The organism is Profundibacter sp. (assembly GCF_965277155.1).
In the GTDB taxonomy this organism is placed as follows: domain Bacteria; phylum Pseudomonadota; class Alphaproteobacteria; order Rhodobacterales; family Rhodobacteraceae; genus Profundibacter.
The window spans coordinates 947,791-974,668 of record NZ_CBDIBV010000013.1 but is presented as its reverse complement, the minus strand read 5'-3'; the positions used below and the strand labels follow the sequence as shown (position 1 = coordinate 974,668).

Here is a 26,878-nt window from a genome sequence, read left to right as displayed (position 1 = left end):
TTTTTTCAACCGGACCCCATGTTAAGACCCCTTTGTCAGCCAAACGCTGACCGGTGCGTTGCTGGCCTTTTCGCGCCGAATTCCACATCGCAATGGCCGCTGACAGGCGGCAACAGGAGCTTGCAAATGATGACTGGACGGGTGAACCCCGCCAAAAGACTGGAAGATCAAGGGATCACCGGTCTGGGCAACGTATATTACAACATTCTGGAACCCGACCTGATTGAACAGGCCGTGTTACGCAAAGAAGGGCACATTGGCAACGGCGGCACCTTTATGGTTAGCACCGGCCAATATACCGGCCGCTCTCCCAACGATAAATTCATCGTTCGCACCCCCTCGGTAGAAGATCATATCTGGTGGGAAAACAACCAGCCGATGGATGCGGCTGCGTTTGATGTTTTGCATGCCGACATGCTGGAACACATGAAAGGCCGCGATTATTTCGTACAGGACCTGTTTGGTGGTGCCGACCCGGCAAACCGCCTGAATGTGCGCGTGATCACCGAACTGGCCTGGCAAAGCCTGTTTTCCCGCACCATGCTGCGCCGCCCCGAGCGCGCCGCACTGGATACATACGAGGCGGAATTCACCATCATCGCCAGCCCCAGTTTCAAGGCCGATCCGGCCCGCCACGGCTGTCGCACGGAAACGGTGATCGCGCTGAATTTCGACAAGAAGCTGATCCTGATCGGCAATACCGAATATGCCGGTGAAATCAAAAAGGGTGTGTTCACCCTGCTGAACTATATCCTGCCCGGCAAAGGTATCATGGCGATGCACTGTTCGGCCAACCACGCCAACGGCAACCCCGATGATGCGGCCGTGTTTTTTGGTCTGTCGGGCACCGGTAAAACCACCCTGTCGGCCGATCCGTCACGCACCCTGATCGGCGATGATGAACATGGCTGGTCCGATAACGGTATTTTCAACTTCGAGGGCGGCTGTTACGCCAAAACCATCAACCTGTCCCCCGAAGCCGAGCCGGAAATCTACGCCACCACAACCAAATTCGCGACCATCATCGAGAATATGGTCTATGACGAAGAAACCCGCGAACTGGATTTCACCGACGACAGCCTGACCGCCAACATGCGGTGTGCCTATCCGCTGCATTATATCTCGAATGCTTCCGAAACCTCGATGGCGGGGCATCCGAAAAACATCATCATGCTGACCTGTGATTCATTCGGCGTGCTGCCTCCGATTGCCCGCCTGACACCGGCGCAGGCGATGTATCACTTCCTGTCCGGCTTTACGGCCAAAGTGGCCGGCACAGAACGCGGCGTGACCGAGCCGGAGCCGACATTTTCAACCTGTTTCGGCGCCCCTTTCATGCCGCGCCGCCCCGAAGCCTACGGCAATCTGCTGCGCGACAAGATCGCCCATCATGACGCCACCTGCTGGCTGGTCAACACCGGCTGGACCGGCGGCGCCTATGGCACTGGCAAACGTATGCCGATCAAGGCAACCCGCGGCTTGCTGACGGTGGCGCTTGACGGATCACTTAACGACGTCGAATTCCGTAAGGATCCGAATTTCGGCTTTGAAGTGCCGGTTGCGGTGCATGATGTCGACAACAGCCTGCTGAACCCGCGTGATACATGGGCCGACAAAGATGCCTATGACGCACAGGCGCAAAAACTGGTTGGCATGTTTGCCGAAAACTTTGGCCAATACATGGATTATGTTGATGACGACGTAAAAGCCGTGGTCATCGGATGATAACAGCTCCGGCGAAAGCGATATTGTGGTTCATACTGGCCCTCGCTTTCGCCGGAACCTTTGCTGCGGCACAGGATAATATTTATACCAACCCCGATCTGATCGACGGGTTCGAATATGGTCTGGTGTGCGATACAAATGTTGTCGGCTCGGCAAAAGAGCCCGATACAGACATCGGCGAAATCAACATCATTTCAGGCACGATCGAGTTTTCAACCAGCGGCACCCTGGTTCCGGTCATCCCCGGCCTGTCCTTTGGCGTGAAAACCCGCGCAATGGGCGATGTTAACCTTGACGATGTAATCTTCCACGTTACCCACCCGCCATTGATAGGAACCGGTACAACCAAACAAAGCTGGCAAGGGTTTATCGATGCAAACCGCCTGTCCGCACAGCTCTATTCCTTTGACCTGCCCTCGGAACTGGTCACGGGCATATGGACGTTGGCGGCCTATCAGGGGGACACCCTGCTTTACCGGATCTCATTTGACGTAATCGCCCCCGAGGACGCGCCAACCTATCTGAAAGAGCTGTGCAATATCGATGCCTATACCAGTTAGAGCGTGTCGCGCCTGACCAGATTCGAGTATTCACCGCCCCGACCGAGGCAGCGTTTGCGTAAGCGAATGCGTTCGGTCGGGCGGTGAATTCGATTTGGTGCGACATGCTCTAGGTATTTTTCCTTGCGTCATATTTGTTCAAATTTCTCTACTCTGACGTATTTTTGTTGCGCGGCCGCCTTATTCCGCCTATGCCGATCCTGACAGACAAAAGGACGTAAGCCATGCCCATTTCCGACATCCTGACCCTTGCCAAATCCACCCTGCCAGCGGTGCAAACCCTGCTGGATGATGCCACCGCGAACCTGCGGGAAAAGGTGGTTGCGGACGGGCGGGTTTCGGGCGCGCTGCTGGAGCTGCATCAGGACGCAGCGCACGCGCTTTCTTGGCTGGCGACCTATTCGCAAGCGCTGCACCAAATGGCCGCGTGGGCCGATCGGCTGAACAGCGACGGTAAGCTGGGTCAGATGGAGCAGCTGATCCTGCAGATCGGCTTTGGTGAATACCTGTCGCAGATCGCTGGCGGTATCCCGATGTCGCAGGGCGAAATTGCCCGCCTTCAGGATTTCGGACTGACCATGCCCGATACGTCCGAGATCGCCACCTTGATGGCCGAAGGGAATACCTCCGAGGCCCGCATGGATCTGATCGCCCTGATGCAGGACAACGCGGGCCACGCCACTTTTGGCGCGACGGGGCTGGATGACGAATTGGAAATGATCCGCGAACAATTCCGCCGTTTTGCCGATGACCGCGTGGTGCCCAACGCCCATGAATGGCACCTGAAGGATGAATTGATCCCGATGGAGATCATCACCGAAATGGCAGACCTTGGCGTGTTCGGCCTGACCATCCCCGAGGAATACGGCGGGTTCGGCCTGTCCAAGGCATCCATGTGCGTGGTGTCCGAAGAACTGTCGCGCGGCTATATCGGGGTTGGGTCGCTGGGCACGCGTTCGGAGATCGCGGCGGAACTGATTATTTGTGGCGGAACCGAAGAGCAGAAACAACACTGGCTGCCGAAAATCGCCAGCGCCGAAATCCTGCCCACAGCCGTGTTTACCGAACCCAATACAGGGTCCGATCTGGGGTCACTGCGCACCCGTGCTGTGAAAAATGGCGATGATTACACCATCACCGGTAACAAAACATGGATCACCCACGCCGCCCGCACCCATGTGATGACCTTGCTGGCCCGCACCGATCCAGACACCACCGACTATAAGGGCCTATCGATGTTTCTGGCCGAAAAGACACCGGGCACCGACGAAAACCCCTTCCCGACCCCTGGCATGAGCGGCGGCGAAATCGAGGTTCTGGGCTATCGCGGCATGAAGGAATACGAGCTGGGATTTGACAGTTTCAAGGTAAAGGGTGAAAACCTGCTGGGCGGGGCCGAAGGACAAGGCTTCAAGCAGTTGATGCAGACCTTTGAATCCGCCCGCATCCAGACCGCCGCCCGCGCGATCGGCGTGGCGCAAAACGCGCTTGAGGTCGGAATGCAATACGCCAACGACCGCAAACAATTCGGCAAATCCCTGATCCATTTCCCGCGCGTTGCGGGCAAGCTGGCAATGATGGCGGTGGAAATCATGATCGCCCGCCAGATGGCCTATTTCGCGGCATGGGAAAAGGACCACGACCAGCGTTGCGATCTGGAGGCCGGCATGGCCAAACTGCTGGGTGCACGGGTGGCCTGGGCAGCCGCCGACAACGCGCTGCAAATCCACGGCGGCAACGGTTTTGCGCTGGAATACCAGATCAGCCGCATCCTGTGCGACGCCCGCATTTTGAACATTTTCGAGGGAGCCGCAGAAATTCAGGCGCAGGTGATTGCACGGCGGTTGCTGGGGTAGGCTGTTCCAACCTTCCGGCGCAGAACGTTGACCATGCAGGCAGATGCCGATACCAAGCAGGATACGCGCATTGAAATTGAAAAGGTGGCCCACCCATGCTGAAATCCCCGAAATTCCTTTGGCTTGTCATTCTGGTCCTGCTGGCCGCACTTGGCTTTCTGACCAATAAATTCATCATTGCCGGCAACACCATCCCCAGCAAGGATGATCGCACCGCCATTCTGGTCACCTCGGATGAACGCATTATGATTCTTGGGGAAATGCGCGGATTCCTCGAGGCCGTTCAGGGAATTGTCGAGGCAACCGCCGAGGGCGATCTGAAAACCGTTGCCGAACTGGCGACCGAAACGGGCGCGCAAAAACCGGATATGTCGGCCTCGCTTATGGGCAAGTTGCCGATCGAATTCAAAAGCCTTGGATTTGCCACCCATGATCTGTTCACCGAGCTGGGCAAAACAGCCCAGGGCGGCGATCCGGTCGCGGTGCAAAAAGGATTGGCCGACCTGATGCTGAATTGCACCGCGTGCCATGCGGGCAACAAATTCGTTGTCGAAGGCTCACCCGAGGCGATGGGCAGCAATTAGCCCGCAAGCCAGTCCTGCAAAAGCACGGTCAACTGATCAGGCTTTTCCATTGTCGACATGTGGCCGCAGTCTGGGATCACCTCCAGTCGCGCATCGGGGATACCTGCCACCATCTCCTGAGCCAGATCGGGCGGGGTTAACTGATCTTCCTCCCCGACAACAACCAGTGTCGGGCAGGTGATTTTTTCAAGCATCGGCACCGATTCCGCCCGCCCCATAATGGCGTGGATTTGTTGCGCCCAGACATCCGGCCCCGTATCCACCGCCATATCAATGATCGCCTGTTTCAGCACGGTATCATCGTGTCGCGATTTGGCGATGCTCAGGTCCAGCGTGGCATGACATACAGCCATGAATTTCCCCGCTGCCACCAGTTCCAGCGCCTCAACCCGCAGCGCAGTTTTTTCGGGCGTATCTGGGCGGGCGGATGTATCAAGCAGCGCCAGCCGTTCCACCCGTTCGGGGGCCTGACGCATGATTTCAAAGCACAGATAGCCGCCCATCGACAGACCGGCCAGGGCGAACCGCTCCGGTGCCCCCACCAGAATATGCGCGGCTATATCCGACATGCTGTCGTGCTGCATGTGGTCGCCTATGATCACCTGCCGGTCCTGCGCCAAAACAGGGGTTTGCGCGGCGAACAGGGTATCCGTGCAGGCCAGACCCGAGATTAGCAACAAAGGGGTGGCGGGCATAGTGTTGGCTTTCTTGTGATTTTACATCTGTTGCCGAGTGTATATCATCACCGGACACCCGTAACCCCCGAAAGGCCCCTTGATGCGGTTTCTGATTGCCCTGCTGATGTTCACCCTGACGGGGTGCAAATATGATGAAACCATATCCGGCTATGTGGATCAGCGGGCGGAATGGGCACTGGTCGAACTGGATGGCAAACCCTTTCCGGCCCGCGCAACCATTGCCTTTCCAGCCAAGGGGAAAATCACGGGCCAGGCCCCCTGCAACCGCTATTCCGCCACCCAGTCCGCCCCGCGCCCGTGGTTCGAGGCGGGGCCGGTGATATCCACCAAAATGGCCTGCTCCGATCTGGCGGCAGAGCAGCAGTTTTTCAAGGCACTGGAGGAAATGACTCTGATGGATGTGTTGGGGAACGTATTGGTTTTGTCCAATGATACGGGTCGCGAGATGGTGTTCAATGCGGTGCCTTAAGTATGCCGCACATAGGCGTCCACAAACCGTTGTCGTGCGGCAGGTAGAGGTTTGTTGCCCAGCGAATAGGCCAGCCAGTGGGTCAGAAAATGCCCTGTTAGTCGCAGCCCGTCGATGATCTCGCTGTCGGGCGCCGGACCCTGGCCCAGCAGGCACAGCGGCAGGGGCAGCAGACGGTCGGCCCATTCACCTGCCCCTTCGGCACTGACCGCACGGCCGGATTTGGGGGAAACATAGGCCAGATCATCGCGGCTGCCGTTCACTGCGCAACGGCGCAGATCAAGACCAAAGCCCAGATCCTCGAGCAGCGCCAGTTCCCAGCGCAAGTAGGCCAGCGGCCAGCCTTCGGTATTGCCCAGCAGATCGAACAGGGTGACAGAGCGCTGGTACAGCAGCGGGTGCGCCTCGCGTTCGGGCAGGGCAAAGGCCAGCAGGGCACAGATGGAATTCAGCGCCGACAGTGTCAGCCGGTCCGCCATCACCGCCGCCGCACGGCTGCGCAGGGGTTCCACGGTGTAACTGCCCAGATGGTCGGCAAGGCGGGCGCGCCATGTGACGGCCAGTTGCGCACCGGGTTGCAATACAGGCGCCATTTTGCGCGAGGATGCCCCGCGCACAACGCCCGCATGCCGCCCGTGTTCGGCGGTGAATACTTCGATGATAGCCGAGTTTTCGCCGTGCTTGCGCACCGCCTGCAAAACCCCTTGGTCACGCCATTCCATATGCGAACCGTATTACGCCAGCCCCGGTTCGTCCAGCAGGTGACGGCCCTGTTTGTCCTCGACCTCGATCACCCATAGATCGGGATCGAACGATTTCTGCCGCTGGATCGACATATCCACCTCGGCCTCGCAACCGACTGCCATACCGATCCACGCGCGTTGCCCTTTTTCCAGATCGAACGAGCGTTCAAACGCCTGTGCATCGCCATCCAGTGTGTTCAGCTTGACGATCACCGCCCCTGCTGTCAGATCGCCCTTTTGGGTGACAAACGCAGGTATATTCGCCAGATTTAACCGTTGCAAATAGGCCTGAACCCAGAATTCTGTGGTCAGCCGCGTCACTTATTGCCGTCCTTGAAATTCAGCCCCATTTCGGAATAGCGCTCGGCCTCGTTCAGCCAGTTGGGGCGCACTTTGACTTGCAGGAACAGATGCACCTTGCGGCCCAGAAATTCCTCAAGTTCCTCGCGGGCGGCTTTGCCCACGCCCTTGATGGTTTCACCCTTGTGACCCAGCAAGATCCCCTTGTGCCCGTCGCGCATCACATAGATCAGCTGGTCAATCTTGACCGAGCCATCCTTGCGATCCTCCCAGTTTTCGGTTTCGACCGTCAGCTGGTAGGGCAATTCCTGATGCAGGCGCAACGTCAGCTTTTCGCGGGTGATTTCGGCGGCGATCATGCGCAGCGGCAGATCGGCAATCTGGTCTTCGGGGTACAACCACGGGCCTTTGGGCAATTCCGCTGCCAACCATTTGCGCAACGTATCAACACCGTGGCCCTTTTCGGCGGATATCATAAAGGTTTCGGTGAAATCATAAAGATCGTTCAGTTCCTTGGTCAACACCAGCAATCTGTCGGCCTTTACCTTGTCGATCTTGTTGATGGCCAGCGCCACGGGGCGGCCACCGGCGCGTTCGTTCAGCGCCTCCAGAATAACCTTGACCCCGGCGGTCACGCCACGGTGTGCCTCGACCAGCAGAACCACGATATCGGCATCCGCAGCACCGCTCCACGCCGCAGCCACCATGGCGCGGTCCAGGCGGCGGCGCGGGGCGAACAGGCCGGGGGTGTCGACGAACACCAGCTGGGTGTCGCCCTCGATCGCGACACCGCGAATACGGGCGCGGGTAGTCTGCACCTTATGCGTCACAATGGACACCTTGGCCCCCACCATCCGGTTCAGCAGCGTCGACTTTCCGGCGTTCGGCTCACCTATCAGGGCAACAAAGCCCGCGCGTGTTTCGGTCATGTATTATCTTTCTGTTACGAACAAAAGCAAAGAGAACGGTTCTCATCCAGCAGCTTGAAGATACTGCCATTTCTTCTAGATGCACTACCAAATTGACATCGCTAACTTAATAACAGAGGGGGCTGACCCAGATAACTACTTCAAGTAACGCTTAACCCATTGTCTTAGCTGCAATAACTGAGGGTAGTGTCGCGAGTTTGGTGGAAATTCGAGGACGGCGTAATCTCCGGGTGCATCGAAGCCACCCAACCGGCGGCTGGAACCGCCAAGGAGATCACGCCATGACAAAGAATACAGCAACATCGACATCCGCGCTACTGGCCAATGAAGCAGGCTATGACCCGATTGAAGACCGGCTGCGCCAGAACATCCGCGCGACGATCGAGGCGGTTTTCGAAGAGGAGCTGGAGCAGTTTCTGGGCCGTTGCCGGTATGGCCGCAGCGGCGGGGCAAAGGCCGGATACCGCCACGGGCATCGCGAGCGGCAACTGGTCGGAACATTTGGAACCGAAACGGTGCGCGTGCCGCGTGCGCGGATCACAGGCGAGGCCGGCAAGGCCAGAGAATGGCGCTCGAAGGCATTGCCCCGCTACCAGCGGCTGACGAAGAAGGCCGAGGCGCTGATCGCTGCTGTCTACCTTTCGGGCACCAACACACGGCGGGTAAAACGCGCCCTGTTCGGCCTGTTTCAGGGGGCGGTCAGCAAGGATGTGGTGAGCCGCGCCTGGCGCAAGGTGAAGGTGGACTGGCAGGCGTGGTGCGCCCGCAGCCTTGCGGATGAAGACATCGTGCGGCTGATCCTGGACGGCACCGTGATCAAAACGCGGATTGACAGGAAGGCCACCAATATCTCGGTTCTGGCCGCGATTGGCGTGCGCCGGGATGGGCAGAAGGTCTTGTTATCACTGATGAACATGGGCGGCGAAAGCACCTCCGCCTGGCGTCAGTTCATCAACGATCTGGATGCGCGCGGGTTGAAACGGCCCGAATTTGTCATCGTGGACGGGGCACCGGGACTTGAGGTCGCTCTCATTGCCCTCTGGGGTGAAGATCTGCCGATCCAGAGGTGCACGGTGCACAAGCACCGCAACCTTCTGGCCAAGGCACCCAAGCGTATGCATGATGAGTTGACAGAAGATTACCGCGACATGATCTACGCCAAAACACCCGAGGAAATCGCCACCCGCCGCAAGGCATTTCTGCGAAAATGGCGGCTGAAATGCAAGGCCGTCGCTGACAGCTTGGAAGAAGCAGGAGATAAGCTTTTCACCTTCACGCGTCTGCCACAAGGCCAGTGGAAATCGGCCAGAACGACAAATGCGATCGAACGCCTGAACGAGGAATTCCGCCGCCGCATCAAGACCCAGACCGTGCTGCCATGCGCCGAGACCGTGCCGATGCTGCTTTGGGCTCTGATGGCCTCGGGGCAGATCGTCATGCGAAAGGTCGATGGCTGGGAAACGCTCGCTCAGCCCGTCGCCGACGCAACCCTTGACCAAGCCGCCTGACCGGCGCATAACTCAACCCGCTCGGAGGTGCCTGAAATCAATTTCCACCACTTTCGAGACACAACCGTGGCTATTTCCATCTATAGGGAACCTCTGTAAATTCCCGTTTTCGCCTTCTTCGCGGCGGGGTGGACGGTTTTTCGCCTGTCCCGCCTGATTGCTTCGGATCATAAACCCATTTTCACCGGTTTCAAGCCGGTTTTGGGTATTTCAGGCACACCTCACCCCATGAACCCTTATCCCGGCGCCGCCAGGCCGCATTCGAACTGGACGAAGCGCTTCATGTTGTAGACCAGGTTCATCATCCCGATGCGAAATCGCGCCCGCTTCAGGCCGATGGAGCGGATCAGCTTGCCGCCCATGGAGCGCTCCTGAAAAGCGAATACATGCTCGACCCGGACCCGCACTTTCGAGCGCCTCCGGTTGGCCTTTTGCTGGCGCTCGCCAAGCGGCTTGCCGCGCCTGCCCTTGTGATGGATATGGCTGTGAAGCCCCCGCTCTTCCAGCTCGCTTTCGATCTTTTGCGAGCGATAGGCGCTGTCGGCCCACAGGTCCGATGAGGTGTTGCTCGCATCAATCAGACCGGCAAGCGCCTGGCTGTCATGCACGGCGGCATCGGTGACATCATAAGCGCGGATGAATTTGTGCCGCCGGTCGACATTGATGTGGTTCTTGTAGCCGTAATAGCTCTTGCCGTGCTTCTTCGTCCAGCGCGCATCCACGTCCTTCTGGCGCTTCTTGTGGGGTTTTTCCTCCCACTCTTCAGGCGTTTCGCCCGCCTTGATTTTCTCGTTCTCGTCCCTTTTGTTGTGCTGGCGCGGCGCCGGAACGATGCTCGCATCAACAATCTGCCCGCCCATCGCCAGATAGCCCTTTTCGCGCAGAAAGGCATCGAACTTGTCAAACAGCTCCTTCATCTTCCCGGCCCCGGCCAGCCTTTCACGGTAGGCCCAGATGGTCTTGGCGTCAGGTACGCTGTCTTCAATGCCAAGGCCGAGAAACCGCATGAACGACAGGCGGTCGCGGATCTGATACTCGATCTGATCGTCAGAGAGGTTGTAGAGCTGCTGCAAAACCATCGTCTTGAATATCAGCACCTCATCCCAAGGCGGGCGGCCAGCGTTGGATTTGCGCTGTTCGGGCGGCGTGCGCCATATGGCCTTCAGCTCGTCCCGGTAATCCTCGAACGGCACCATGTCGTTGAGCAACACCAGCGGATCACCAGATTTGTCCAGTCCCGCGTATCGGCTGGAAAGATCAAAAAATCCCATCTGACCCATGGGAACCTCTGTAAATTCCCGTTTTCGCCTTCTTCGCGGCGGGGTGGACGGTTTTTCGCCTGTCCCGCCTGATTGCTTCGGATCATAAACCCATTTTCACCGGTTTCAAGCCGGTTTTGGGTATTTCAGGCACACCTCACCCCATGAACCCTTATCCCGGCGCCGCCAGGCCGCATTCGAACTGGACGAAGCGCTTCATGTTGTAGACCAGGTTCATCATCCCGATGCGAAATCGCGCCCGCTTCAGGCCGATGGAGCGGATCAGCTTGCCGCCCATGGAGCGCTCCTGAAAAGCGAATACATGCTCGACCCGGACCCGCACTTTCGAGCGCCTCCGGTTGGCCTTTTGCTGGCGCTCGCCAAGCGGCTTGCCGCGCCTGCCCTTGTGATGGATATGGCTGTGAAGCCCCCGCTCTTCCAGCTCGCTTTCGATCTTTTGCGAGCGATAGGCGCTGTCGGCCCACAGGTCCGATGAGGTGTTGCTCGCATCAATCAGACCGGCAAGCGCCTGGCTGTCATGCACGGCGGCATCGGTGACATCATAAGCGCGGATGAATTTGTGCCGCCGGTCGACATTGATGTGGTTCTTGTAGCCGTAATAGCTCTTGCCGTGCTTCTTCGTCCAGCGCGCATCCACGTCCTTCTGGCGCTTCTTGTGGGGTTTTTCCTCCCACTCTTCAGGCGTTTCGCCCGCCTTGATTTTCTCGTTCTCGTCCCTTTTGTTGTGCTGGCGCGGCGCCGGAACGATGCTCGCATCAACAATCTGCCCGCCCATCGCCAGATAGCCCTTTTCGCGCAGAAAGGCATCGAACTTGTCAAACAGCTCCTTCATCTTCCCGGCCCCGGCCAGCCTTTCACGGTAGGCCCAGATGGTCTTGGCGTCAGGTACGCTGTCTTCAATGCCAAGGCCGAGAAACCGCATGAACGACAGGCGGTCGCGGATCTGATACTCGATCTGATCGTCAGAGAGGTTGTAGAGCTGCTGCAAAACCATCGTCTTGAATATCAGCACCTCATCCCAAGGCGGGCGGCCAGCGTTGGATTTGCGCTGTTCGGGCGGCGTGCGCCATATGGCCTTCAGCTCGTCCCGGTAATCCTCGAACGGCACCATGTCGTTGAGCAACACCAGCGGATCACCAGATTTGTCCAGTCCCGCGTATCGGCTGGAAAGATCAAAAAATCCCATCTGACCCATGACAAAACCCCGTCGGTCGAATCATTTTCATCCTGATGACGATTCTACCCCGTCAGGCCGGATTTTGGGGGATTTTTAGAGGTTCCCTACGGGCAATGGTGAAAATAGATGTGAAAATTTCATAAGGTATTTCACGAATGTTACACAGCGACCCGTTACGGGCAAAAACCCTTGGTGCAGACCTGCGGGCGATCCGCAAGGCGCGCGGGGTGACCTTGACGGATTTGGCGGAACGGCTGGGTCGATCTGTCGGCTGGTTGTCACAGGTCGAGCGGGATTTGTCGGACCCGTCTGTTGATGATTTGCGCAAAATCTCCGCGGCGCTGGATGTGCCAATCTCGATGCTGTTTTCCCATGCCGCCGCCCCTGCGGGCGAAGAAGGTTATGTCGTGCGAAAGCATGCGCGCCGCAGTATTGGCAACCGCGAGGCGGGACTGGTCGAGGAACTGCTTTCGCCCGATCTGACCAATGATTTCGAGGTGGTTCATTCCACCTTTGAGCCCCGTTCCAAGGCCAAAGAGGCCATTGCGCGTTCCACTCAGGAGGTTGGTTATCTGGTATCCGGCATGCTGGATATATGGATTGCTGGCCGGAAATTCACCATCCACCCCGGCGATAGTTTCCGCATCAAAGGCGAGATGCACCGCTGGTCCAACCCCTATGACGAGCCTGCCGTGGCGATCTGGGTGATTGCCCCGCCGGTCTATTAACAAGGAGCAGATTATGGCTGAAATCCCAACGAAAGCACGGGTTGTCATTATTGGCGGCGGGATCATCGGTTGCTCGGTTGCATATCATCTGGCGAAACTGGGCTGGCAGGATGTGGTTCTGCTGGAGCGCAAACAACTGACCAGCGGTACGACATGGCATGCGGCGGGGCTGATCGGGCAATTGCGGTCGTCCAGCAATATGACGAAGCTGGCAAAATACAGTCGTGATTTATATGCCTCGCTGGAGGAAGAAACCGGCGTGGCGACGGGGCTGCGAACCTGCGGATCAATCTCGGTTGCACTGACCGAAGACCGGCGCGAGGAACTGTTTCGCGGCGCGGCCATGGCGCGGGCGTTCGGGGTGGCGGCCGAGGAAATCACGGCGCAGGAGGTGAAGACCCGCTATCCGCACCTGAATATTGACGATGTATTGGCCGGGGTGTTTATCCGTGATGACGGGCAGGGCGATCCTGCCAACATCGCGCTGGCACTGGCCAAGGGCGCACGGATGCGCGGGGCACAGGTGCTGGAACGGGTGCGGGTTGCGGGGATACGCACCGAGGGCGGGCGCGCAACCGGTGTTGAATGGGAAACGGATGCGGGGCAGGGGTTTATTGCCGCTGATCATGTGGTGAACTGTGCCGGTATGTGGGGGCATGAAGTGGGCCGCATGGCGGGGGTAAATGTGCCGCTACAGGCCTGCGAGCATTTCTATATCGTTACCGAGCCGATCAAGGGGCTGGAGCAACTGCCGGTGCTGCGGGTGCCGGACGAATGCGCCTATTACAAGGAAGACGCGGGCAAGTTTCTGCTGGGGGCATTTGAGCCGAATGCCAAGCCCTGGGGGATGGACGGCATTCCCGAGAACTTCGAATTTGACCAGCTGCCCGAGGATTTCGACCATTTCGAGCCGATCCTTATAGATGGTCAGGTAATAATAAGTTGAACGGGAAACGGGCAGGGCAGGCAGGATGCAGGGCAGCGCAAACGCGATTGAAATCAGCGGTGTGGGTAAATGGTTTGGCGATTATCAGGCGCTTAAGGATATTACCCTGACAGTGCCATTTGGTGAAAAACTGGTGATTTGCGGGCCGTCCGGTTCGGGTAAATCCACGCTGGTGCGTTGTATCGACCGGCTGGAAGCGCATGATACGGGGCGGATTGTGGTCGACGGGATCGAGTTGACCGAGGATGCGGCAAGCATCGCGCAGGTCCGCTCGGAAATCGGCATGGTGTTTCAGCAGTTCAACCTGTTTCCGCATCTGACGGTGCTGGAAAACCTGACCCTTGGACCGATCAAGGCACGCGGGTTGTCACGGGCCGAGGCCGAAGCCCGCGCGATGCATTATCTGGAACGGGTGCACATCCCCGAACAGGCCGACAAAAAGCCCGGCCAACTGTCGGGCGGGCAGCAACAGCGGGTGGCGATTGCCCGTTGCCTGTGTCTGGAACCCAAGCTGATGCTGTTTGACGAACCCACCTCGGCGCTGGATCCTGAAATGATTGCCGAGGTTCTGGATGTGATCCTTGATCTGGCCAATGAGGGGATGACGATGGTTGTGGTGACCCATGAAATGGGCTTTGCCCGCAAGGCCGCCGACCGGATGGTGTTTATGGACAAGGGCGAGATACTGGAATCCGCCCCGCCCGAGGAATTCTTTACCGCACCAAAAACCGCGCGGTGCCGTAAGTTCCTGAACCAGATATTGCAGCACTAGGGGGCGTGATGAAACTGAAAACCCTGATCCTGCTGTCTTTGCCCCTGCTTATCGCGGGCTGTGGTCAGTCCAACATCTGGGGTTGGTACGTGATTGACCCGCGCACGCCTGCGGGCTGGATCAACATCAAATTCCTGCTGGGCGGGTTTGGATCAACCATTCTGCTATCCCTGATCGCGGCTGGATTGTCGATGGTGCTGGGGCTGATCGTGGCCCTGCCGGGCATGTCGCCGCGTCGATGGCTGCGCATCCCGTCACGGGTTTATATCGAGCTGGTGCGGGCGGTGCCCCTGCTGCCGATGCTGTTCTGGGTGTTCTACGGGTTGCCGGTTGTGCTGAAATCGATGGGGATCAAAATCAGCATTGATCCGTTCTGGGGTGCGATCATCGCCTTGGCCGTGTCCGACAGCGCCTTTACCGCCGAAATCTATCGTGCGGGGATTCAGTCGATCCCGAAAGGGCAAGTCGAGGCAGGGCAAACCATCGGCCTGACCAACGCGCAAAACATGCGTTACGTGATCCTGCCCCAAGCAATCCGGCGCATCCTCCCGCCGCTGGCTAACCAGTTCATCTATATCGTGAAAATGTCGGCCTTTGCCTCGGTCATCGGTATGCAGGAACTGACGCGCCGCGCCAATGAACTGGTGGTGACGGAATACCGGCCGCTGGAGATTAATACCCTGCTGATCGTCGAATATCTGCTGCTGGTGTTGATCATCAGCGCCTTTGTGCGTTGGCTGGAACGCAGGATGGGCGCTGATGAACGGGGTTGAATGCTATTTGAACAGCCCTTCCTTTTTGGCTTGCAGATAGGCCTCGTCAATCGAGCGGTAAGCGCGGTCCATCAGTGTGTCGATGTCGTCTTTGGTCAGGATCAACGGTGGCGAGATGATCATCCGGTCCCCCACATGGCGCATCACCAGTTTGTTTTCAAAACAGCGATCACGGCACATCAGACCGATGGTGCCGGCGGGCGCCTCGAACGGGGCCCGGTTGGCCTTGTCCGGGGACATAGCGACCGAAGCGACCATACCGCAGATGCTTGCTTCTCCGACCATCGGGTGATCCGCCAGTTCGGCCCAGCGTTTGGCCAGATAGGGGGCGGTGACATCGCGCACGGTGTCGACGATCTTTTCTTCTTCCATGATCCGCAGATTTTCCAGTGCCACGGCGGCGGAAACCGGATGGGCGGAATAGGTATAGCCGTGGTTAAAATCACCGGCGTTGGCGATCACTTCGGCCACCTCGTCTGACACCATAGAGCCACCGATCGGCGCATAGCCCGAGGACAGACCCTTGGCGATGGTCATAATGTCGGGACGGATGTTGAAGGTATCGCAGCCGAACCAGTTGCCGGTGCGCCCAAAGCCGCAGATCACTTCGTCCGCGATCAGCAGGATTTCATGCGCATCGCAAATCCGCTGGATTTCCGGCCAGTAGGTTTCGGGTGGAATGATCACCCCGCCCGCGCCCTGAATCGGTTCGGCGATAAAGGCGGCGACACGGTCTTCGCCGATTTCGGCAATCGCCTGCTCCAGTTGGCGGGCGCGTTCCAGACCGAATTCCTCGGGCGACAGATCACCGCCTTGGGCATACCAGTTGGGTTCGTCTATATGGTGGATATCGGGGATCGGTAGCCCGCCTTGTGCATGCATTGCTGTCATTCCGCCAAGGCTGGCAGCCGCAACGGTCGAGCCGTGGTAGGCGTTCTTGCGCGATATGATCACCTTTTTGTCGGGCTTGCCTTTGGCCGCCCAATAGTGGCGCACAAGGCGTATGTTGGTGTCGTTTGCATCCGATCCCGAACAGCCAAAAAATACCTGGTTCAGATCACCAGGCACCAGTTCGGCCAGCTTGGTAGCCAGTGCCACGGCGGGCACATGGGTGGTCTGGAAAAAGGTGTTGTAATAAGGCAGTTCGCGCATTTACCGCGCGGCGGCTTCGGCCAGTTCGTTACGGCCATAACCTATGTTGACGCACCACAGACCCGCCATTGCGTCCAGCAGTTCCACACCTTCGGAATCGGTCAGCGTCACACCCTTGGCCGATGTGATCACCCGCGCACCCTTGGCGGCCAGTTCGGCGCCGGCGGTAAACGGGTGCATATGATGCGCGGCATCAAGTTTCTGAAGCTCTTTGGTGGGCGGGTGGTTGGTGATCATGTTCATGACGCATCTCCTGATGAAGCGGGTTTGATGCAGAATATGATCAAATTATTTCCTGTCAAATGGAATTGCTGCGTTTATGCTTTTTCTAGCGACTGACGGATTGCCTCGTGCCCCTGATGCAGGTCTTCCTTTATCGCCTGTGCCACCGCTTGCGGGTCGCCGTCGCGCATAGCTTGCAGCGCTTCTTTGTGTTTGTCAGGCAGGTTGGCGGTGCCGTACCGCCCCAGAACCACCCGCAACGACGGGCCGATCCGCAACCAGAGCGAAGCCGCCATAGACAGCAGGATGTGGGCCTCGGACAGTTGATACAGGTCGTGGTGAAACCGATAGTTGTATTTCAGATAATTCGCGACATCGCCCTTCGCAATGGCCTCGTTCAGGGCCTGATCAGTGTCATATAGCCCCTGATAGTCGGCGCCTGACATGCGGCTGGTCGCCAAATAGGCCAATCGGGGTTCGATTGACAGGCGGGCAAAGGCGATTTCGTCCAGTTGTGCCAGTGTCATTTGCGGCAGTATGATCCGCCGGTTACCCTGAAATTCCAGCGCCCCTTCGGCGGTCAGGCGGCGGATGGCCTCGCGCACCGGCGTCATGCCGACGCCCAGCTCCTGCACCAGCCCCTGAATGGTGACCGACTGGCCTAGGGCAAATTCGCCCAGCAGGATCATTTCGCGGATCTGGCGATAGACCACCTCGTGAACAGGCAGGTTTTGCGGCGAATTATCCACGTTATTCCCTATTATGACAGCGGTCCGGATGCTGTTAGTGGAAACTTTTTATTGCTTTGTGTCAATTTTTTTGATCAAATATTTTGACGGGAGCCAAGACTCCCGACCAATGGGAGAACAATCAATGAAAACGAATTTGCTGACAATGACAGCGGTGCTGGCCCTTGGGGCGGGCGCGGCAATCGCCGAGGAAGTGCATGTTTACAACTGGTCCGATTACATCGACGAAAGCCTGCTGACCAAGTTTCAGGAAGAAACCGGCATTACGCTGATTTATGACGTGTTCGATTCAAACGAATTGCTGGAAACCAAAATGCTGGCTGGCGGGTCGGGCTATGATGTTGTGGTGCCGACGGCCGGCTTTTTGCAGCGTCAAATTCAAGCAGGTGCCTTCCAGAAGCTGGACTACTCGAAACTGCCCAATGCCGTAAACCTGTGGGACGTGATCAAGGAACGCACCGCGCAATATGATCCCGGAAACGAATATTCAGTCAATTACATGTGGGGCACCACCGGTATTGGTGTAAATGTCGCAAAAGTGAAAGAAGCATTGGGGGATGAGGTTGTGTCTCGAAAGTGGTGGAAATTGATTTCAGGCACCTCCGAGCGGGTTGAGTTATGCGCCGGTCAGGCGGCTTGGTCAAGGGTTGCGTCGGCGACGGGCTGAGCGAGCGTTTCCCAGCCATCGACCTTTCGCATGACGATCTGCCCCGAGGCCATCAGAGCCCAAAGCAGCATCGGCACGGTCTCGGCGCATGGCAGCACGGTCTGGGTCTTGATGCGGCGGCGGAATTCCTCGTTCAGGCGTTCGATCGCATTTGTCGTTCTGGCCGATTTCCACTGGCCTTGTGGCAGACGCGTGAAGGTGAAAAGCTTATCTCCTGCTTCTTCCAAGCTGTCAGCGACGGCCTTGCATTTCAGCCGCCATTTTCGCAGAAATGCCTTGCGGCGGGTGGCGATTTCCTCGGGTGTTTTGGCGTAGATCATGTCGCGGTAATCTTCTGTCAACTCATCATGCATACGCTTGGGTGCCTTGGCCAGAAGGTTGCGGTGCTTGTGCACCGTGCACCTCTGGATCGGCAGATCTTCACCCCAGAGGGCAATGAGAGCGACCTCAAGTCCCGGTGCCCCGTCCACGATGACAAATTCGGGCCGTTTCAACCCGCGCGCATCCAGATCGTTGATGAACTGACGCCAGGCGGAGGTGCTTTCGCCGCCCATGTTCATCAGTGATAACAAGACCTTCTGCCCATCCCGGCGCACGCCAATCGCGGCCAGAACCGAGATATTGGTGGCCTTCCTGTCAATCCGCGTTTTGATCACGGTGCCGTCCAGGATCAGCCGCACGATGTCTTCATCCGCAAGGCTGCGGGCGCACCACGCCTGCCAGTCCACCTTCACCTTGCGCCAGGCGCGGCTCACCACATCCTTGCTGACCGCCCCCTGAAACAGGCCGAACAGGGCGCGTTTTACCCGCCGTGTGTTGGTGCCCGAAAGGTAGACAGCAGCGATCAGCGCCTCGGCCTTCTTCGTCAGCCGCTGGTAGCGGGGCAATGCCTTCGAGCGCCATTCTCTGGCCTTGCCGGCCTCGCCTGTGATCCGCGCACGCGGCACGCGCACCGTTTCGGTTCCAAATGTTCCGACCAGTTGCCGCTCGCGATGCCCGTGGCGGTATCCGGCCTTTGCCCCGCCGCTGCGGCCATACCGGCAACGGCCCAGAAACTGCTCCAGCTCCTCTTCGAAAACCGCCTCGATCGTCGCGCGGATGTTCTGGCGCAGCCGGTCTTCAATCGGGTCATAGCCTGCTTCATTGGCCAGTAGCGCGGATGTCGATGTTGCTGTATTCTTTGTCATGGCGTGATCTCCTTGGCGGTTCCAGCCGCCGGTTGGGTGGCTTCGATGCACCCGGAGATTACGCCGTCCTCGAATTTCCACCAAACTCGCGACACTACCATCAAATGTCCCGGTACCGATTTTTCAAGTTGAAGTTTTCAGACACTATTCACGGCTTCCCATAAGCATTGCCACTGCATATAGTGCCCTCAGCGCACTGGGGCGCAGTATTAGCGAATGAACGGGGTGTATTGTTTTGGCGCATATTATTGTTGTGGGGAACGAAAAGGGTGGCTCGGGCAAATCGACCACCTCGATGCATGTGGCAACGGCACTGGTCCGGATGGGTCATAGCGTCGGCGCGCTGGATCTGGATTTGCGGCAACGCACCTTTGGCCGTTACGTTGAAAACCGTCGCACCTATTGCGAAACCCATGACGTCAAATTGCCAATGCCCGATTACCACGATCTGCCGGATGTAGACCGTGCCAAGCTGAAGCCCGGTGAAAATGTCTATGACCATCGCCTGTCTGCCGCCGTGGCCACGCTAGAGCCGGATAATGATTTCATCCTGATCGACTGCCCTGGGTCACACACTCGTCTGTCGCAGGTGGCCCATTCACTGGCCGACACTTTGATCACCCCGCTGAACGACAGTTTTGTCGATTTCGACCTGCTGGCACATATGGATCCGGACAGCGGTAAAATCCTCAGCCCCTCGGTCTATTCCGAAATGGTCTGGAACGCGCGGCAATTGCGGGCGCAGGCCGGATTGCCCTCTATTGACTGGGTTGTGGTGCGCAACCGGCTGGCCGCACAGCGGATGCACAATAAGGAAAAGATGGAGCAGGCCCTGAATGCCCTGTCAAAACGCATCGGTTTTCGCATCGCACCCGGCTTTGGCGAGCGGGTCATTTTCCGCGAACTGTTCCCGCGCGGCCTGACCTTGTTGGATTTACGCGATATCGGCGTCAAAGGGCAGATGAATATTTCCAATGTCGCCGCCCGTCAGGAACTACGCGAATTAATGAAGGCGCTGAATTTGCCAGGGGTTACGGTTAACTTCTAGGATTAGGACCGCCCACAGAATAATAACAAGGCAGGAAAATGAGCAAAAAATCCATTCTGATCACCGGGTGTTCTTCGGGCATCGGTTATGACGCGGCGCACACGTTGCACAAACGCGGCTGGCGGGTGTTTGCCACCTGCCGGCAGGAATCCGTCTGTGAACGTCTGCGCGGCGAAGGGCTGGAAAGCTTTGTTCTGGATTACGCTGACGAGGCTTCGATCAAGGCCGCCGTCACCGAAACCCTGTCGCGCACCGGTGGCACCCTGGATGCGCTTTATAATAACGGCGCCTATGCCATCCCCGGCGCGGTCGAGGATTTGCCCCGCGACGCCCTGCGCGCGATATTCGAGGTTAATCTGTTCGGCTATCACGATCTGACCAATCAGGTGATTCCGGTGATGCGGGCGCAGGGGCACGGGCGGATCATCAATTGTTCCTCGGTTCTGGGGATGGCCGGGTTGCGGTTTCGCGGGGCTTATGTCTCGACCAAATTCGCGCTGGAGGGGCTGACCGATGTGCTGCGCCTTGAAATGCACAGCCAGCCGATCGACGTGATCCTGATCGAACCCGGCCCGATCACCACGAAAATCCGCGTCAATGCCCAACCGCATTTTGAAAAGTGGATCGACTGGGAAAATTCGGCCCTGCGCAAACTATACGAATTCGGCCTGCGTCCGCGCCTGTATGATACCAGTGGCGAACCTGACAAATTCGAACTGCCCCCATCGGCGGTAACGAAAAAGCTGATCCACGCGCTGGAATCCAGACGCCCGAAGCCGCGTTATTACGTCACCGTGCCGACCTATCTGTCCGGTTTCTTTCGTCGTATCCTGTCGACCCGCGCCTTTGACTGGATCCTGCTAAAGGGCTAAACCGGCAGCATAAGGAAACGCGACATGCTTCAAGACCCTCTATTTCTGACCCTTGCCGCTGCCTGTCTGGTGGTGGTGATTATCCTGATGCTGGGCATTGGTGGCTTTGCCAAGGGCGGTGAATTCAACCGCAAACACGCCAACCGGCTGATGCGGTATCGCATCTATGCACAGGCCATTGCCGTGGTGCTGTTACTGCTGTTTCTCTATATCCGTAGCAAAGGCTAGATCATGGTCGTTCTGAACAAGATTTACACCAAAACCGGCGATGCTGGCGAAACCGCGCTGGGCAACGGTGTGCGTGTTTCCAAAACATCGCCGCGTGTGGCGGCATATGGCACTGTGGACGAGGTAAACGCCACTGTCGGCCTTGCCCGCCTGCACGCCAATGGCGACATGGACGATATGCTGGCGCTGATCCAGAATGATCTGTTCGATCTGGGGGCCGATCTGTGCCGCCCCGAAATGGACAAAGACAAAGACGCCGAATACCCGCCCCTGCGGCTGGCCGCATCTCAGGTCGAGCGGCTGGAAGGCGAGATCGACGCGATGAATGCCAATCTTGCCACGCTGCGCTCTTTCATCCTGCCCGGCGGCAGCCCGCTGGCCGCGCATTTGCATCTGTGCCGCACCGTTTCACGCCGGGCCGAACGGATGGCAGTGGAACTGGCCACCGGCGAATCTGTCAATCCGGCTGCGGTGAAATATCTGAATCGTCTGTCCGACTGGTTCTTTGTCGCCAGCCGTGTTGCCAATGAAAACGGTGCAAAAGATGTGCTTTGGGTACCCGGCGCCAACCGTTAGAGCATGTCGCACCAAATCGAATTCGCCGACCAACCGAACGCATTCGCTTATGCGAACGCTGCCTCGGTCGGTCGGCAAATGCTCGAATCGAACAGGTGCGAGACGCTATAATTCCCTGAAAAACACAAAACGCGGCGTCGCCATGACTGTTCATGTCGATTTTGCTCTGTTTTTCGCCGTGACACTCGGCTAACAACCTTTCGAGAGCTTGGACAACTCCGCCCTTTGTGGGGGAATTAATAGGAGAGATACGCTGATGAAGGTGCTAGTGCCAGTCAAGCGCGTGATCGACTACAACGTGAAGGTTCGCGTCAAAGCGGACGGATCGGGTGTTGATCTCGCCAATGTCAAAATGTCGATGAACCCTTTTGACGAAATCGCGGTAGAAGAAGCGATCCGCCTGCGCGAAGCAGGCAAGGTCGAAGAAGTGGTGGCCGTTTCCATCGGTGTCAAACAGGCACAGGAAACCCTGCGCACCGCTTTGGCGATGGGCGCTGACCGTGCCATTCTGGTGATTGCCGCCGATGATGTGCATCAGGACATCGAGCCGCTGGCCGTTGCCAAAATCCTGAAGGCCATCGTGGATGAAGAAAAGCCCGATCTGGTTCTGGCAGGCAAACAGGCGATCGATAACGACATGAACGCCACCGGCCAGATGCTGGCCGCGCTGCTGGGTTGGTCACAGGCCACCTTTGCATCCGAGGTGGATATCGACGGCGATCATGCCACCGTCACCCGCGAGGTGGACGGCGGTTTGCAGACGATCAAGGTCAAGATGCCTACCATCATCACCGTTGATCTGCGTTTGAACGAACCACGCTACGCATCCTTGCCCAACATCATGAAGGCCAAGAAAAAGCCGCTGGATGAAAAAACCGCCGCCGATTACGGCGTCGATGTAACCCCGCGTCTGACCGTTGTGAAAACCGGCGAACCCGAGGCCCGCGCTGCGGGTGTCAAGGTGGCGGATGTGGCCGAACTTGTTGCGAAACTCAAAGAAGCGGGGGTTGTCTGATGGCTGTATTACTGTTGGCAGAAGTGAACGGCGGCGAATTGGCTGTTGATGCAACTGCGAAAACCCTGACGGCAGCAAAAATGCTGGGCGATGTGACCATCCTGTGCGCTGGTGCCGGTTGTTCCGGTGCGGCCGAGGCAGCGGCAAAACTGGACGGCGTATCCAAGGTGCTGTGCGCCGATGATGCCGCCTATGGGCATGATCTGGCCGAACCGGTTGCCGATCTGATCGTGGCGCTGGCTGGCGATTACGACCACATCGTCGCCCCCGCTACGGCATCTGCGAAAAACGTGATGCCACGGGTTGCAGCCCTGCTGGATGTGATGGTGATCACCGATATTTCCGGCGTGGTGGATGGCGATACCTTTGAACGCCCGATCTATGCGGGCAATGCGATCCAGACGGTGAAATCCACCGATGGCAAAAAGGTTCTGACAGTTCGCACCACAACCTTTGACGTTGCTGGCGAAGGTGGCTCGGCCCCAGTCGAAGCAGCGCCTGCTGTTGCCAACCCCGGCCTGTCCGAATGGGTTGAAGACAAGGTAGCCGAAAGCGACCGTCCCGAGCTGACCTCGGCCGGTATCGTGGTTTCCGGTGGTCGTGGTGTCGGGTCGGAAGACGACTTTGCGCTGATCGAAAAACTGGCCGACAAACTGGGCGCTGCCGTTGGCGCGTCCCGTGCGGCGGTTGACTCGGGCTATGCCCCGAACGACTGGCAGGTTGGCCAGACCGGCAAGGTGGTTGCGCCCGAACTATATATCGCAGTTGGCATTTCCGGTGCGATCCAGCATCTGGCCGGCATGAAAGACAGCAAGATCATCGTCGCCATCAACAAGGACGAAGAGGCGCCGATTTTCCAGGTTGCCGATTACGGGCTTGTTGCCGACCTGTTCGAAGCGGTTCCGGCGCTGATCGACGCGCAGTAAGCGATTAATAAATCACCTGAAAGGCCCGCCCTTCCCGGCGGGCCTTTTTGTTTACAGTAGATGTTTCAGTAGTTCGACCAATGCAGCGGCCACTTGTTCATGGGCACCAACCCCCATCAGCTCGCGGGCGGCCAATTCGTCCAGCGGGGAATAGATCATCCCCTCGGTCCCTTTGGCCAGCGTCAGCGTGTCTGGCACAACTTCGACCACTTCGGATACATGCGGGCGGATTTCCTCGACCATGCTGCGATCGACGAACAGCGGATCACGCCCCAGCCCGTTTGGCACCGGTGGACTGTCCGGCGAACGGTCGGAAAACCACAGCAGGATTGTCTTGCCCTCGATCTTGTTGATCAACAGCTTTGTGCGCGCCACCCATGCCGCCCGGAGTAATGCCCGAAAGTTGGTGATGGGGTGATTGGGTGGCATATCATGGCGGTGTTGACGCGCCGCGATTCTCAGAGAGAAAAGGATATGCCACATGGAAGACGATACTATTTTGGAGTTTACCGATCCAGCCGGAATTTCACCTGATCCGCTGACGGATATCTTGCGCAAAGGCGCGCGGGATCTGTTGGCACAGGCGGTCGAGGCCGAGGTTTGTGATCTGATGGCGCAACACGCGCATTTGAGGGATTCGGCCGGTCGCCAGCGCCTTGTTCGCCACGGATACCTGCCGGAGCGCGAGGTGATGACGGGGATCGGCCCTGTCCCGGTGAATGTGCCTCGGGTGCGTGATCGTGGCACGGGGGCGGAGAAGATCAGGTTCACCTCGACGCTTCTGCCGCCGTATCTGCGCCGGGCAAAGTCGGTCGAGGAGTTGTTGCCCTGGCTCTATCTCAAAGGTATTTCCACGGGTGATTTCGGCGAAGCACTGGCGGCCCTTCTGGGGCCTGATGCGGGTGGTTTGACATCGAGCACGATTTCGCGCCTGAAGGCGGAGTGGTGGGCAGAATACGAGCGTTGGAACCGGCGTGACCTGTCGGCCAAACGCTATGTGTATTTCTGGGCCGACGGGGTTTATTTCAAGCCGCGCACGGATGCTGACAAGCAATGCATGCTGGTGATCATCGGCGCGGACGAGTGGGGTAACAAGGATGTTCTGGGCCTCGTGGACGGGTATCGAGAAAGCAGCCAGAGCTGGCGTGAACTGCTGCTGGACTTGCAACGTCGTGGCCTCAGAAAAGCCCCTGATCTGGCCGTTGGTGATGGCGCGCTCGGCTTCTGGAACGCCTTGCGGGAGGTGTTCGGTGAGACCCGGGAGCAGCGCTGCTGGGTGCATAAAACCGGCAACGTCCTGAATGCCATGCCGAAGTCGCTGCAAGCCAAAGCCAAGGGCCATCTACAGGACATCTGGATGGCCGAGAACAAACGGGACGCCGAGGCCGCGTTCAATTTCTTCATCGAAGCCTATGGCGTGAAATACGAGCGTGCCGTGGGGAAGCTGACCAAGGACCGGGACGTGCTGCTGACCTTCTACGACTTCCCTGCCGAGCACTGGAAACACATCCGCACATCCAACCCCATCGAAAGCATATTTGCCACCGTGCGGCACCGAACGAAGAAGACCAAAGGCTGCCTCGGGCGCAAGACCGCCTTGGCAATGACCTTCCGCCTGATGATGTCGGCAAAGAAGAAATGGCGTAAACTCGACGGCGCATTCCGATTGCCGGAAATCATCGAAGGGGTTGAATTTAAGGACGGGATCAAGCAGGAAAAACATGCCGCCTGATTACTGCGTCACCAACTTTTGGGCATAGCTCAAGATCCATTCGTAGTGAACGTTCTGAAATATATGCTGCATCTGCTATTGCCAGTTCGCGCGGGGTGGACATGTCTATCCCTGATAACTGGGCAGGGCCGGTAATCCCCGGCAGGACAGAAAATACATTCCTTGCATCCCGCTCGGCGATCAATTCGGATTGATTCGGCAAGCAGGGTCTTGGACCAACGAAACTCATGTTCCCGATCAACACATTGATAATCTGGGGCAGTTCATCGACTTTGGTGCGCCGTAACAGCTGCCCAATTCTAGTGACCTGTGCAGCAGAAACTTCGTGACTGCCCCTGTCGCCTGTTCCGTGAGCCATTGTTCGCAGTTTAAACAGGGTGAACGGTTTTTGATTTCGTCCGACACGGGTTTGCAGAAATAACGGATTCCCGCGACTTTCAATACGAATTGCGATCATTGCGGGTATGCAAAGAAACATCGCAGGGCCAAGCAAGAGTAAAGCCAGTAACCGGTCAACGACAGATTTCATATACGTGGTATCCTCTTTACTCTGTTACGTATGCCCCGCCTGGTGTCAGGATATGGATGGCAGCAATTGATACAAAGATCGCCATGAATGATACAGAATTCAACATCTGCTATTCTTGCCGACCCGAAGGAACATTTAAGCGGTGTTTTGCCGGATTGCAAAGGCAGTATTATGCTTAGGTGGCCCATTCAAGAGAGTTCCTGTAAATCCCGATTCCAATGGATATCTGAAGGTATGATGCTGTAAACAACGTCAAATAGGCCTTGCGTGTTCCTAATGTGTGGTCATGGGGTTGTAGATGCAAACCAGAAACGGTTGATTTCGGAGACCGAGTGTTTAGTTGGATCAATAGCGAAGTAAAAGATGCAGGAATGCACAAAAACAGGAGCTGACAATGGCCCGGAAAATTTTGGGATTAGCCGTATTTGCATCGCTCCAAATCGGTTTAATACAAGGAACAGTTGCTATGAGCAGTACACCGGAAATAACCCCGTCAAACAGGATTATCCTGTCTTGTCCTGATCAGACGCCAAATCGGCAAAAATTGTGTGATGCTATGGAGCAGGTTTTGAAAGAGGCCGCGCCAAATCGATCGATTTTGTTGGATCCTGATGCAATCGGGGAAAATGACATTTTGATCGCATTGAGAGTTGCTGCGGACGAAAAGCACAGTCTTAAAGCATACACTGAGTGGCAGAAAACGGGGGGCGAATTGACGCGTGGACCCGAGGTTGAGATGGCTGTTATGGACGCCATAGTCTCGCCACAGATGTTTAATAGGTTCTTGGCGGATCTAGTGCGAGTCAGTGAATTGCCAATTGACTAACGAGCACTTATAGGATGGACCATCTAAGGTGGAATAGTGGTAGTGTCGCGAGTTTGGTGGAAATTCGAGGACGGCGTAATCTCCGGGTGCATCGAAGCCAC

Annotated in this window: 28 protein-coding genes and 3 pseudogenes; 19 read left to right on the top strand and 12 right to left on the bottom strand. The window is 57.4% G+C overall.

Annotation, left to right across the window (positions count from 1 at the left end; translation table 11 throughout):
* The first annotated feature begins 126 nt into the window (after positions 1-126).
* The 4 genes from ACQY4M_RS20140 to ACQY4M_RS20125 all read left to right on the top strand — a co-directional run bounded on the left by ACQY4M_RS20140 (position 127) and on the right by ACQY4M_RS20125 (position 4,725).
* Positions 127-1,725, top strand: coding sequence for a phosphoenolpyruvate carboxykinase (locus ACQY4M_RS20140; RefSeq protein ID WP_428547890.1), 1,599 nt, complete (start codon positions 127-129; stop codon positions 1,723-1,725).
* Between the two features lie 23 nt (positions 1,726-1,748).
* Entirely contained in the window at positions 1,749-2,285 is a 537-nt protein-coding gene (locus ACQY4M_RS20135; protein ID WP_428547887.1) for a DUF3859 domain-containing protein, read from the top strand.
* Between the two features lie 224 nt (positions 2,286-2,509).
* Positions 2,510-4,141, top strand: coding sequence for an acyl-CoA dehydrogenase family protein (locus ACQY4M_RS20130; RefSeq protein ID WP_428547884.1), 1,632 nt, complete (start codon positions 2,510-2,512; stop codon positions 4,139-4,141).
* Between the two features lie 95 nt (positions 4,142-4,236).
* The gene (locus ACQY4M_RS20125; protein ID WP_428547881.1) at positions 4,237-4,725 is read left to right on the top strand and encodes a hypothetical protein; all 489 of its coding nucleotides are present in this window, start codon (positions 4,237-4,239) and stop codon (positions 4,723-4,725) included.
* Here the strand turns inward: ACQY4M_RS20125 and ACQY4M_RS20120 are convergent.
* Positions 4,722-5,420 carry an alpha/beta fold hydrolase gene (locus tag ACQY4M_RS20120; protein ID WP_428547878.1) on the bottom strand — a complete coding sequence of 233 codons (699 nt, stop codon included), beginning with the start codon at positions 5,418-5,420 and terminating at the stop codon, positions 4,722-4,724. The genes ACQY4M_RS20125 and ACQY4M_RS20120 overlap by 4 nt on opposite strands.
* A gap of 82 nt (positions 5,421-5,502) precedes the next feature.
* Between ACQY4M_RS20120 and ACQY4M_RS20115 the strand changes: the two genes are divergently transcribed.
* On the top strand, positions 5,503-5,892 hold the full coding sequence (locus ACQY4M_RS20115) for an META domain-containing protein (protein ID WP_428547875.1): 390 nt from the start codon (positions 5,503-5,505) through the stop codon (positions 5,890-5,892).
* On the opposite strand, the gene recO is transcribed toward ACQY4M_RS20115, so the two are convergent.
* From recO to era, 3 genes are read right to left on the bottom strand one after another with little or no spacing between them, the layout of a single operon-like run.
* A complete protein-coding gene (gene recO, locus ACQY4M_RS20110; protein WP_428547872.1) occupies positions 5,889-6,614 on the bottom strand; it encodes a DNA repair protein RecO in 726 nt (241 codons plus the stop codon). The genes ACQY4M_RS20115 and recO overlap by 4 nt on opposite strands.
* Positions 6,615-6,626: 12 nt before the next feature.
* Positions 6,627-6,956 (bottom strand): DUF1491 family protein, encoded by a 330-nt coding sequence (locus tag ACQY4M_RS20105; protein WP_428547869.1) that lies wholly within the window; start codon positions 6,954-6,956, stop codon positions 6,627-6,629.
* On the bottom strand, positions 6,953-7,864 hold the full coding sequence (gene era, locus ACQY4M_RS20100) for a GTPase Era (protein ID WP_428547866.1): 912 nt from the start codon (positions 7,862-7,864) through the stop codon (positions 6,953-6,955). Before era ends, ACQY4M_RS20105 begins: the two co-directional genes overlap by 4 nt.
* Before the next feature lie 281 nt (positions 7,865-8,145).
* Between era and ACQY4M_RS20095 the strand changes: the two genes are divergently transcribed.
* A complete protein-coding gene (locus ACQY4M_RS20095) occupies positions 8,146-9,372 on the top strand; it encodes an IS256 family transposase (protein ID WP_428539582.1) in 1,227 nt (408 codons plus the stop codon).
* A gap of 12 nt (positions 9,373-9,384) precedes the next feature.
* Here ACQY4M_RS20095 and ACQY4M_RS20090 read toward each other — a convergent pair whose 3' ends face one another.
* From ACQY4M_RS20090 to ACQY4M_RS20080, 3 genes are all read right to left on the bottom strand, one after another.
* Positions 9,385-9,543 (bottom strand): hypothetical protein, encoded by a 159-nt coding sequence (locus tag ACQY4M_RS20090; protein WP_428547863.1) that lies wholly within the window; start codon positions 9,541-9,543, stop codon positions 9,385-9,387.
* Positions 9,544-9,608: 65 nt separating this feature from the next.
* Positions 9,609-10,652 carry an IS5 family transposase gene (locus ACQY4M_RS20085; protein ID WP_428539227.1) on the bottom strand — a complete coding sequence of 348 codons (1,044 nt, stop codon included), beginning with the start codon at positions 10,650-10,652 and terminating at the stop codon, positions 9,609-9,611.
* 151 nt (positions 10,653-10,803) lie between these two features.
* Entirely contained in the window at positions 10,804-11,847 is a 1,044-nt protein-coding gene (locus ACQY4M_RS20080; RefSeq protein ID WP_428539227.1) for an IS5 family transposase, read from the bottom strand.
* A 137-nt stretch (positions 11,848-11,984) separates the two neighbouring features.
* Here ACQY4M_RS20080 and ACQY4M_RS20075 point away from each other — a divergent pair, with 137 nt between their 5' ends.
* From ACQY4M_RS20075 to ACQY4M_RS20060, 4 genes and pseudogenes are all read left to right on the top strand, one after another.
* Positions 11,985-12,557: a helix-turn-helix domain-containing protein gene (locus tag ACQY4M_RS20075; protein WP_428547860.1), complete on the top strand. Its 573-nt coding sequence runs from the start codon at positions 11,985-11,987 to the stop codon at positions 12,555-12,557.
* Positions 12,558-12,570: 13 nt separating this feature from the next.
* Positions 12,571-13,476 (top strand): annotated as a pseudogene (locus tag ACQY4M_RS20070) (NAD(P)/FAD-dependent oxidoreductase); the annotation flags it as partial.
* 52 nt (positions 13,477-13,528) lie between these two features.
* The gene (locus tag ACQY4M_RS20065) at positions 13,529-14,275 is read left to right on the top strand and encodes an amino acid ABC transporter ATP-binding protein (protein WP_428547857.1); all 747 of its coding nucleotides are present in this window, start codon (positions 13,529-13,531) and stop codon (positions 14,273-14,275) included.
* Positions 14,276-14,283: 8 nt separating this feature from the next.
* Positions 14,284-15,048, top strand: a complete 765-nt coding sequence (locus tag ACQY4M_RS20060; protein WP_428547854.1) for an amino acid ABC transporter permease — start codon at positions 14,284-14,286, stop codon at positions 15,046-15,048.
* A gap of 3 nt (positions 15,049-15,051) precedes the next feature.
* Here ACQY4M_RS20060 and ACQY4M_RS20055 read toward each other — a convergent pair.
* Both ACQY4M_RS20055 and ACQY4M_RS20050 read right to left on the bottom strand, forming a co-directional pair.
* Positions 15,052-16,443 (bottom strand): annotated as a pseudogene (locus ACQY4M_RS20055) (aspartate aminotransferase family protein).
* A 74-nt stretch (positions 16,444-16,517) separates the two neighbouring features.
* Positions 16,518-17,171: a GntR family transcriptional regulator gene (locus ACQY4M_RS20050; RefSeq protein WP_428547851.1), complete on the bottom strand. Its 654-nt coding sequence runs from the start codon at positions 17,169-17,171 to the stop codon at positions 16,518-16,520.
* 124 nt (positions 17,172-17,295) lie between these two features.
* On the opposite strand from ACQY4M_RS20050, the pseudogene ACQY4M_RS20045 reads away from it, so the two are divergent.
* Positions 17,296-17,751, top strand: a pseudogene (locus tag ACQY4M_RS20045) (extracellular solute-binding protein); the annotation flags it as partial.
* Positions 17,752-17,798: 47 nt separating this feature from the next.
* Here ACQY4M_RS20045 and ACQY4M_RS20040 read toward each other — a convergent pair.
* Positions 17,799-19,025: an IS256 family transposase gene (locus ACQY4M_RS20040; RefSeq protein WP_428539582.1), complete on the bottom strand. Its 1,227-nt coding sequence runs from the start codon at positions 19,023-19,025 to the stop codon at positions 17,799-17,801.
* A gap of 235 nt (positions 19,026-19,260) precedes the next feature.
* Here ACQY4M_RS20040 and ACQY4M_RS20035 point away from each other — a divergent pair, with 235 nt between their 5' ends.
* The 6 genes from ACQY4M_RS20035 (at position 19,261) to ACQY4M_RS20010 (ending at position 23,690) form a co-directional block, all read left to right on the top strand.
* Positions 19,261-20,073, top strand: coding sequence for a division plane positioning ATPase MipZ (locus tag ACQY4M_RS20035; RefSeq protein WP_428547848.1), 813 nt, complete (start codon positions 19,261-19,263; stop codon positions 20,071-20,073).
* A 38-nt stretch (positions 20,074-20,111) separates the two neighbouring features.
* Positions 20,112-20,945: an SDR family NAD(P)-dependent oxidoreductase gene (locus ACQY4M_RS20030; protein WP_428547845.1), complete on the top strand. Its 834-nt coding sequence runs from the start codon at positions 20,112-20,114 to the stop codon at positions 20,943-20,945.
* A gap of 24 nt (positions 20,946-20,969) precedes the next feature.
* Entirely contained in the window at positions 20,970-21,173 is a 204-nt protein-coding gene (locus tag ACQY4M_RS20025) for a twin transmembrane helix small protein (RefSeq protein ID WP_428547842.1), read from the top strand.
* A gap of 3 nt (positions 21,174-21,176) precedes the next feature.
* Complete coding sequence (locus ACQY4M_RS20020; protein WP_428547839.1) at positions 21,177-21,749, top strand: cob(I)yrinic acid a,c-diamide adenosyltransferase; 573 nt, start codon at positions 21,177-21,179, stop codon at positions 21,747-21,749.
* 256 nt (positions 21,750-22,005) lie between these two features.
* A complete protein-coding gene (locus ACQY4M_RS20015; protein ID WP_428547836.1) occupies positions 22,006-22,764 on the top strand; it encodes an electron transfer flavoprotein subunit beta/FixA family protein in 759 nt (252 codons plus the stop codon).
* Positions 22,764-23,690, top strand: a complete 927-nt coding sequence (locus ACQY4M_RS20010) for an electron transfer flavoprotein subunit alpha/FixB family protein (RefSeq protein ID WP_428547833.1) — start codon at positions 22,764-22,766, stop codon at positions 23,688-23,690. The genes ACQY4M_RS20015 and ACQY4M_RS20010 overlap by 1 nt, the downstream gene beginning before the upstream one ends.
* 51 nt (positions 23,691-23,741) lie before the next feature.
* Here ACQY4M_RS20010 and ACQY4M_RS20005 read toward each other — a convergent pair whose 3' ends face one another.
* The gene (locus ACQY4M_RS20005; protein ID WP_428547830.1) at positions 23,742-24,119 is read right to left on the bottom strand and encodes a DUF6473 family protein; all 378 of its coding nucleotides are present in this window, start codon (positions 24,117-24,119) and stop codon (positions 23,742-23,744) included.
* A 52-nt stretch (positions 24,120-24,171) separates the two neighbouring features.
* Here ACQY4M_RS20005 and ACQY4M_RS20000 point away from each other — a divergent pair, with 52 nt between their 5' ends.
* A complete protein-coding gene (locus ACQY4M_RS20000; RefSeq protein WP_428539230.1) occupies positions 24,172-25,422 on the top strand; it encodes an IS256 family transposase in 1,251 nt (416 codons plus the stop codon).
* Here the strand turns inward: ACQY4M_RS20000 and ACQY4M_RS19995 are convergent.
* The gene (locus ACQY4M_RS19995) at positions 25,397-25,951 is read right to left on the bottom strand and encodes a sugar transferase (RefSeq protein ID WP_428547827.1); all 555 of its coding nucleotides are present in this window, start codon (positions 25,949-25,951) and stop codon (positions 25,397-25,399) included. The two genes, ACQY4M_RS20000 and ACQY4M_RS19995, sit on opposite strands and share 26 nt — an antisense overlap.
* A gap of 394 nt (positions 25,952-26,345) precedes the next feature.
* On the opposite strand from ACQY4M_RS19995, the gene ACQY4M_RS19990 reads away from it, so the two are divergent.
* Positions 26,346-26,777 carry a hypothetical protein gene (locus ACQY4M_RS19990; RefSeq protein ID WP_428547824.1) on the top strand — a complete coding sequence of 144 codons (432 nt, stop codon included), beginning with the start codon at positions 26,346-26,348 and terminating at the stop codon, positions 26,775-26,777.
* Positions 26,778-26,878 lie beyond the last annotated feature (101 nt).